The organism is Pseudomonas sp. yb_5, assembly GCF_043103865.1.
In the GTDB taxonomy this organism is placed as follows: Bacteria; Pseudomonadota; Gammaproteobacteria; order Pseudomonadales; family Pseudomonadaceae; genus Aquipseudomonas; species Aquipseudomonas putida_Y.
The window spans coordinates 46,892-53,611 of sequence record NZ_JBICKE010000048.1 but is presented as its reverse complement, the minus strand read 5'-3'; the positions used below and the strand labels follow the sequence as shown (position 1 = coordinate 53,611).

Genomic DNA, 6,720 nt, shown 5'->3' with positions numbered 1-6,720 from the left:
CGGCCGCAACGGTGAACGGCGGGTGGTAATTGGCCAGCAGGGCCGGCCTCTTCGCGGGTAAACCCGCTCCTACGAAGACCGGCAGATACAAAAAAGCCCGCAGCGAATGCGGGCTTTGTCGTATCTGGCCGTTTGATCAGAACCGATAAACTTCCATATCGGTGCGAATCGGCGAGGCCATCGGGATTTTGGGTTTCTCCGGCCCTTTCTTCACCTGCTTCGGTGCAGCGGACTTTTTCGGTGCCTCTTCGGCAATCGCCGGCTGGTTGGCCAGCGGCTTCACCGCTGTGCTCAACTGTTCGGCCAACTTCTGCAGCAGTTGCCCCTGGGCCTGCACCTGCGACGACTCACTGCCCTCGTGCTGTTGCTCGAGGTGAATGATGCGGTTGTCACGCACATGGCCACGGCGGTCCAGCAAACGCCACTGGGCATCCAGGATGGCCGGCTGGTTCTTGCCCGAGTCCAGGCGAGTGATCGACAACAGCACTTGCACGTCCGGGGTGAAGCCTTCGGTCGCCGGGGCCAGTACTACGCGCTGGCTGTCCAAGCGCCAGGCCAGTTGACGCACCAGCAGTTGGTCGATATCCGATGAAAGGCTACCAGCCCAACGACCGTCGGTCGCCGCGCTCAGGCTGCCATCAGCTTGACGCTGCAGGAACGTCTCACGCTGAAGATAATCGGCCACCGATACCGGGCCGAGTACAACGGCCATACCCGCACTCTGCGAAGGCTGGCCAGGATCACCACTGTCGAGCTGATACAGGGCAACCGGCTGATGCATGGTGCACCCGCCAAGGCCCAGCAGGCCAGTCATCAACAGCGCAAATGGAAGGCGCAGAAATTTCATCATCCCATCCAGGCGGCTGCCACAAGGCACACCGCAGTGATACATGTATATTCAAACGGGCACACGGCTACGCCGGCACCGCAAGGGGCATATCATCCGCGAAATAACCGTACGACTCCAGCGTTTCTGCCCGAAACGGCGTTGAAATTGCCGTTCCAGGCATTACAACCGGTTATGTCGGCACCTCCACCTGCAACCCATCGACACGCTGGAACCCGCGTGGCAGCTTGCTGCCGCGCCGACCGCGCTCGCCCTTGTAGTGTTCCAGGTCGTCCGCCTTCAAAGACAGGGTACGCTTGCCGGCCTGCAATACAAGGGTCGCACCTTCGGGAATCACGGCTAGATCGGTCACAAATTCTTCACGGCTGGCCACCCGGTCACCCGGCACGCCAATGATCTTGTTGCCCTTGCCTTTACCCAACTGTGGCAAGTCGCTGACCTTGAACACCAGCAGGCGGCCTTCGGTGGTCACCGCCGCCAACCAGTCCTGCTCGCGATCAGCCACTGGGCGCGGGGTCATGACCTTGGCCCCGTTGGGCAAGCTGAGCAAGCCTTTGCCGGCCTTGTTCTTGGCCTGCAGGTCCTCACCCTTGACCACAAAGCCGTAACCGGCATCCGAAGCCACCACGTACAGCGCATCGTCGTCAGGCAACAACACACATTCGAAAGTCGCCCCCGGTGGCGGCGTCAGACGGCCAGTCAGCGGCTCACCCTGGCCACGCGCCGATGGCAGGCTGTGGGCGGCCAGCGAGTAGCTGCGACCGGTGGAATCGATAAGCACGGCAAACTGGTTGGAACGCCCGGCCGCGGCAGCCTTGAAGCCGTCGCCGGCCTTGTAGGAAAGGCCAGTGGCGTCGATATCGTGGCCCTTGGCGCAGCGCACCCAGCCTTTCTCCGACAGCACCACGGTGACGGGCTCAGTCGGCATCAGCTCATTTTCCGACAGCGCTTTGGCTTCGGCACGCGCTACGATCGGCGAACGACGATCATCGCCATAGGTTTCGGCATCCTTGATCAGCTCGCTGCGCACCAGCTTGCGCAGTTTGGCCTCGCTCCCCAGCAGGGCCTGCAGCTTGGCTTGCTCCTTCAGCAACTCATCCTGCTCACCGCGGATCTTCATCTCTTCCAGGCGCGCCAACTGCCGCAAGCGGGTCTCGAGGATATAGTCGGCCTGGATCTCGGTCAGCTCGAAACGCTCGATCAGGGCCTGCTTGGGGTATTCCTCGGTACGGATGATGTGGATCACTTCATCCAGGTTGAGGAACGCGGTGAGTAAACCGTCCAACAGGTGCAGACGCTTCTCGACCTTGTCCAGACGGTGCTGCAGGCGGCGACGAACGGTATTGGTGCGGAACTCCAGCCACTCTACCAATATGGTTCGCAGGTTTTTCAACTGCGGACGGCCGTCCAGGCCGATGATGTTCACGTTGACCCGGTAGGTGCTTTCCAGGTCAGTGGTAGCGAACAGGTGCTGCATCAGCTCGTCGACATCCACGCGGTTGGAACGCGGGATGATGACGATACGGCACGGGTTTTCGTGGTCCGACTCGTCGCGCAGGTCGGCGACCATCGGCAGCTTCTTGGCCTGCATCTGCGCGGCAATCTGCTCCAGCACTTTGGCCCCGGAGACCTGGTGCGGCAGCGCCGTGACGACGATGTCGCCATCTTCGACGCGGTACACGGCGCGCATGCGGATCGAGCCGCGGCCGCTTTCGTACATCTTGAGAATTTCTGCCCGCGGCGTAACGATCTCTGCCTCGGTCGGGTAATCCGGCCCTTGGATGTGCTCGCACAACTGCTCAATGGTCGCCTTGGGCTCATCGAGCAGTCGCACACAGGCACTGGCCACCTCTCGCAGGTTGTGCGGCGGCACATCGGTGGCCATGCCCACGGCGATACCGGTGGTACCGTTGAGCAGGATGTTGGGCAGGCGCGCGGGCAGCACGGCCGGCTCCTGCAACGTGCCATCGAAGTTCGGCACCCAGTCCACGGTGCCCTGGCCGACTTCGCTGAGCAGCACTTCAGCGTAGCGCGACAGCCGCGCCTCGGTATAGCGCATGGCGGCGAACGACTTCGGATCATCCGGCGCACCCCAGTTACCCTGGCCATCGACCAGGGTGTAGCGGTAGCTGAACGGCTGCGCCATCAGCACCATGGCCTCGTAGCAGGCCGAGTCGCCATGGGGATGGAACTTGCCGAGCACATCACCGACGGTACGCGCCGACTTCTTGTGCTTGGCATCGGCATCGAGCCCCAACTCGCTCATGGCATAGACGATGCGTCGCTGCACCGGCTTCAGGCCGTCGCCGATGTGCGGCAGGGCACGGTCCATGATCACGTACATGGAATAGTTGAGGTAGGCCTGTTCGGTGAAGTCAGCCAGCGAGCGGCGTTCGACGCCGTCCAGGCTGAGTTCCAGTGAGTCGCTCATGCGGGCCTCGTCATTATTTCAGGTTCTGGCGCAGCAGCATGGTGCCACCGCGCTGGGTAAATTCAAGTTGTTGCAGGGCACTCATGCCCAGCAGTACGGTGGGGCCGTCCAGGCCCGGCACCACGATGGCGCGTACGTTCTGCAGGCGGATATCGCCCAGTTGCAGGCTGGCCAAGCGCGTGCGGTAGCCTTCGGTGCGGCCGTTGGCGGTGCTCAGTAGCACGGGGCTACCGCGCTCCAGGCTCAGTTCACGGGCCAACGCCTCCGGGATCGCCACGTCGGTGGCGCCGGTGTCGAGCATGAAATGCACCACCTGCCCGTTGATGGCACCATCCACCACGAAGTGGCCCTGGCCATTACTCAGCAGGCGCACTTCGATATAGCCTGCACCATGCTCGGATTGCACCTGGCTATTGGGGTTACGCTGGCTGTCTTCCCACTGGCCGAAAAAACGCGTGGCAAGAAACAGCGCCGCCGCCCAGGCGACGATCATCAGCACCCTGCCCGCGCGCTTGCCCGGCGCCTGGCTCATGGTTTGGCGCTCCAGCCGCCTTGCGGTGCGTCGAAGCGCCAGACGACCGGGCGGGTTTCGCCATCGGCTCGGGCGCTGTCGTTGTTGTCCAGGCCAATCCAGGCACCCTTGGCATCGATCACCAGTGCTTCGGCCAGGCCAAACGGCTGCGCGTAACGCCGTGACTCGACCAGCGCATCGGCAGCGAACGACCAGCAACGCTCGACCTTGCCACTGTCGGCATCACGCCGGCACACCCGGTAGGCGTTACGTTCTAGGGTAAACAGCTTGCCCTCGAACCAGGCCAGGTCCGCGAAGTCGCGCGACAGGGCCCGGGCATTGGGCATTTGCGCCGGTTGCATCTCGACCCCAGCCTCGCTCAGCAGCACGCAACTGCGCCCGCAAGTCCATACCGACTGCCGGCGCTCAATGGCCACCAGGCCACGGCGCTCACGCTCGGCGGCCAGCCACAGGCGGTCGCCCGCCGGGTTGATCGCCACACCTTCGAACAGGGCATTGAAGTTCAGCAGCATGCCGCTTGCCCGGGCCTGGCGCACCATGGCCGAGTCGATCCTCAACCAGTCCGGCTCGCCTTCCAGCGGCAATTGCAGCACCGCGGCATGCGCCTCGCTGACCAGATAGAGGTTACCCGCCTGATCACAGGTGATACCTTCGAAATCCAGCTCGCCACCGCGAATGTACGATGCCGCCCAGTTGCGCGACTTCAACCCCCATGGCAGGCCGCTTTCCGGGACAGCCGGCGGGGTGAAGGTAAGCGGCTGCGCGCGCCAGGTGGGGTTCTGCTGATCGAAGCGGTAGATACGGTCGTCGTCACGATCGGACACGCCCCACAACCCGCCCCGGCATTCCACCAGACCCGAAAGGTTGCCACCGCGCATACCGTCGATCGGGTGCTCGGCTCTCATCTTCAGCTCTGGCCAGTTGCCCGCCAGGCAAGGCAGGGCAACCAGCGCCAGGCAAACGGCAAGGACTTGCCGAATCAAACCATGACCTCGGCCAGGTTGCCCTTGGTTTCCAGCCAGCTCTTGCGGTCACCGGCGCGCTTCTTGGCCAGCAGCTTGTCCATCAGCTCGCAGGTGGCTTCTACGTCGTCCAGGGTCAACTGCACCAGGCGCCGGGTGTTCGGGTCCATGGTGGTTTCGCGCAACTGCGGCGGGTTCATCTCGCCCAGGCCCTTGAAGCGTGTTACCTGCGGCTTGCCGCGCTTCTTCTCGGCCACCAGGCGGTCGAGGATGCCGTCACGCTCGGCTTCGTCGAGGGCGTAGTAGATTTCCTTGCCCAGGTCGATGCGGTACAGGGGCGGCATGGCCACATAAACATGCCCAGCCTCGACCAGTGCCCGGAAGTGTTGAACGAACAGCGCACACAGCAGTGTGGCGATGTGCAGGCCGTCGGAGTCAGCGTCGGCGAGGATGCAGATCTTGCCATAGCGCAGTTGCGCAAGGTCGGTGGCACCCGGATCGACACCAATGGCCACGGCAATGTTGTGCACTTCCTGGCTGGCCAGGACTTCGCCACCGTCCACTTCCCAAGTGTTGAGGATCTTGCCGCGCAGCGGCAGGATGGCCTGGAATTCCTTGTCCCGCGCCTGCTTGGCCGAACCACCGGCCGAGTCACCCTCGACCAGGAACAACTCGGCACGCATCGGGTCCTGGCCCGCACAATCGGCCAGCTTGCCGGGCAATGCCGGGCCCTGTGTGATGCGCTTGCGCTCGACCTTCTTGCTGGCCTTGAGGCGGCGACCGGCGTTGCTGATGGCCAGTTCTGCCAGTTGCATGCCCAGCTCGGGGTGGGCGTTGAGCCACAGGCTGAAAGCATCCTTGACCACGCCGGAGACGAACGCGGCGGCCTCGCGTGATGACAGGCGCTCTTTGGTCTGCCCGGAGAACTGCGGGTCCTGCATCTTCATCGACAGTACGAAGGTGATGCGCTCCCAAACGTCTTCCGGCGCCAGCTTTACCCCGCGCGGCAGCAAGTTGCGGAACTCGCAGAACTCACGCATGGCATCCAGCAGGCCCTGGCGCAGGCCGTTGACGTGGGTGCCGCCCTGGGCAGTGGGGATCAGGTTGACGTAGCTTTCCTGAATGCTGTCACCGCCGTCGGGCAGCCACAGCAAAGCCCAGTCAACCGCTTCCTTGTTACCCGCCAGGCTGCCACAGAACGGCTCGTCGGGCAGGCGCTGGAATTCGTTGACCGAGTCGACCAGGTAGGAGCGCAGGCCATCTTCGTAGTGCCATTCGACCTTTTCGCCGCTGGCCTTGTCCTCGAAGCTGACCAGCAGCCCCGGGCACAGTACCGCCTTGGCCTTGAGCACGTGCTTGAGGCGGCTGATGGAGAACTTGGGCGAGTCGAAGTACTTCGGGTCGGGGCTGAAGTACACGCTGGTGCCGGTGTTGCGCTTGCCGACAGAGCCGACCACTTCCAGCTCGCTGGCCTTGAAGCCATCGGCAAAGGTCATCTGGTATTCGTTGCCGTCACGTTTGACGCGCACGCGCACCTGGGTCGACAGGGCGTTGACCACCGAGATGCCCACCCCGTGCAGGCCACCGGAAAACTGATAGTTCTTGTTGGAGAACTTGCCGCCGGCGTGCAGCTTGGTGAGGATCAGCTCGACCCCGGACACGCCCTCTTCCGGATGGATGTCCACCGGCATGCCGCGGCCGTCGTCGCTGACTTCCAGCGAATGGTCGGCATGCAGGATGACCTGCACCGAACGCGCGTGGCCGGCCAGTGCTTCGTCGACACTGTTGTCGATGACTTCCTGGGCCAGGTGGTTGGGGCGGCTGGTATCGGTGTACATGCCCGGCCGCTTGCGGACCGGATCAAGGCCCGAGAGGACTTCGATGGCGTCTGCGTTATAGGCGCTAGCGCTGGGATTGGCCATAGGGTCTCGTCGTCAGTCTGGTGAAT

At 63.3% G+C, this 6,720-nt stretch carries 5 protein-coding genes; all 5 read right to left on the bottom strand.

Going from position 1 to position 6,720, the window contains the following annotated elements; translation table 11 throughout:
• Nucleotides 1–136: 136 nt before the first annotated feature.
• Nucleotides 137–847 carry a membrane integrity-associated transporter subunit PqiC gene (locus ACF8GF_RS06115; protein ID WP_176683131.1) on the bottom strand — a complete coding sequence of 237 codons (711 nt, stop codon included), beginning with the start codon at nucleotides 845–847 and terminating at the stop codon, nucleotides 137–139.
• Between the two features lie 172 nt (nucleotides 848–1,019).
• Nucleotides 1,020–3,278 (bottom strand): DNA topoisomerase IV subunit A, encoded by a 2,259-nt coding sequence (parC, locus tag ACF8GF_RS06110; RefSeq protein ID WP_014859646.1) that lies wholly within the window; start codon nucleotides 3,276–3,278, stop codon nucleotides 1,020–1,022.
• 13 nt (nucleotides 3,279–3,291) lie between these two features.
• Nucleotides 3,292–3,810 carry a TIGR02281 family clan AA aspartic protease gene (locus ACF8GF_RS06105; protein WP_176683129.1) on the bottom strand — a complete coding sequence of 173 codons (519 nt, stop codon included), beginning with the start codon at nucleotides 3,808–3,810 and terminating at the stop codon, nucleotides 3,292–3,294.
• Nucleotides 3,807–4,793: an esterase-like activity of phytase family protein gene (locus tag ACF8GF_RS06100; RefSeq protein ID WP_176683128.1), complete on the bottom strand. Its 987-nt coding sequence runs from the start codon at nucleotides 4,791–4,793 to the stop codon at nucleotides 3,807–3,809. Before ACF8GF_RS06100 ends, ACF8GF_RS06105 begins: the two co-directional genes overlap by 4 nt.
• Nucleotides 4,790–6,694, bottom strand: a complete 1,905-nt coding sequence (gene parE, locus ACF8GF_RS06095) for a DNA topoisomerase IV subunit B (protein WP_176683127.1) — start codon at nucleotides 6,692–6,694, stop codon at nucleotides 4,790–4,792. The genes ACF8GF_RS06100 and parE overlap by 4 nt, the downstream gene beginning before the upstream one ends.
• Nucleotides 6,695–6,720: the final 26 nt, after the last annotated feature.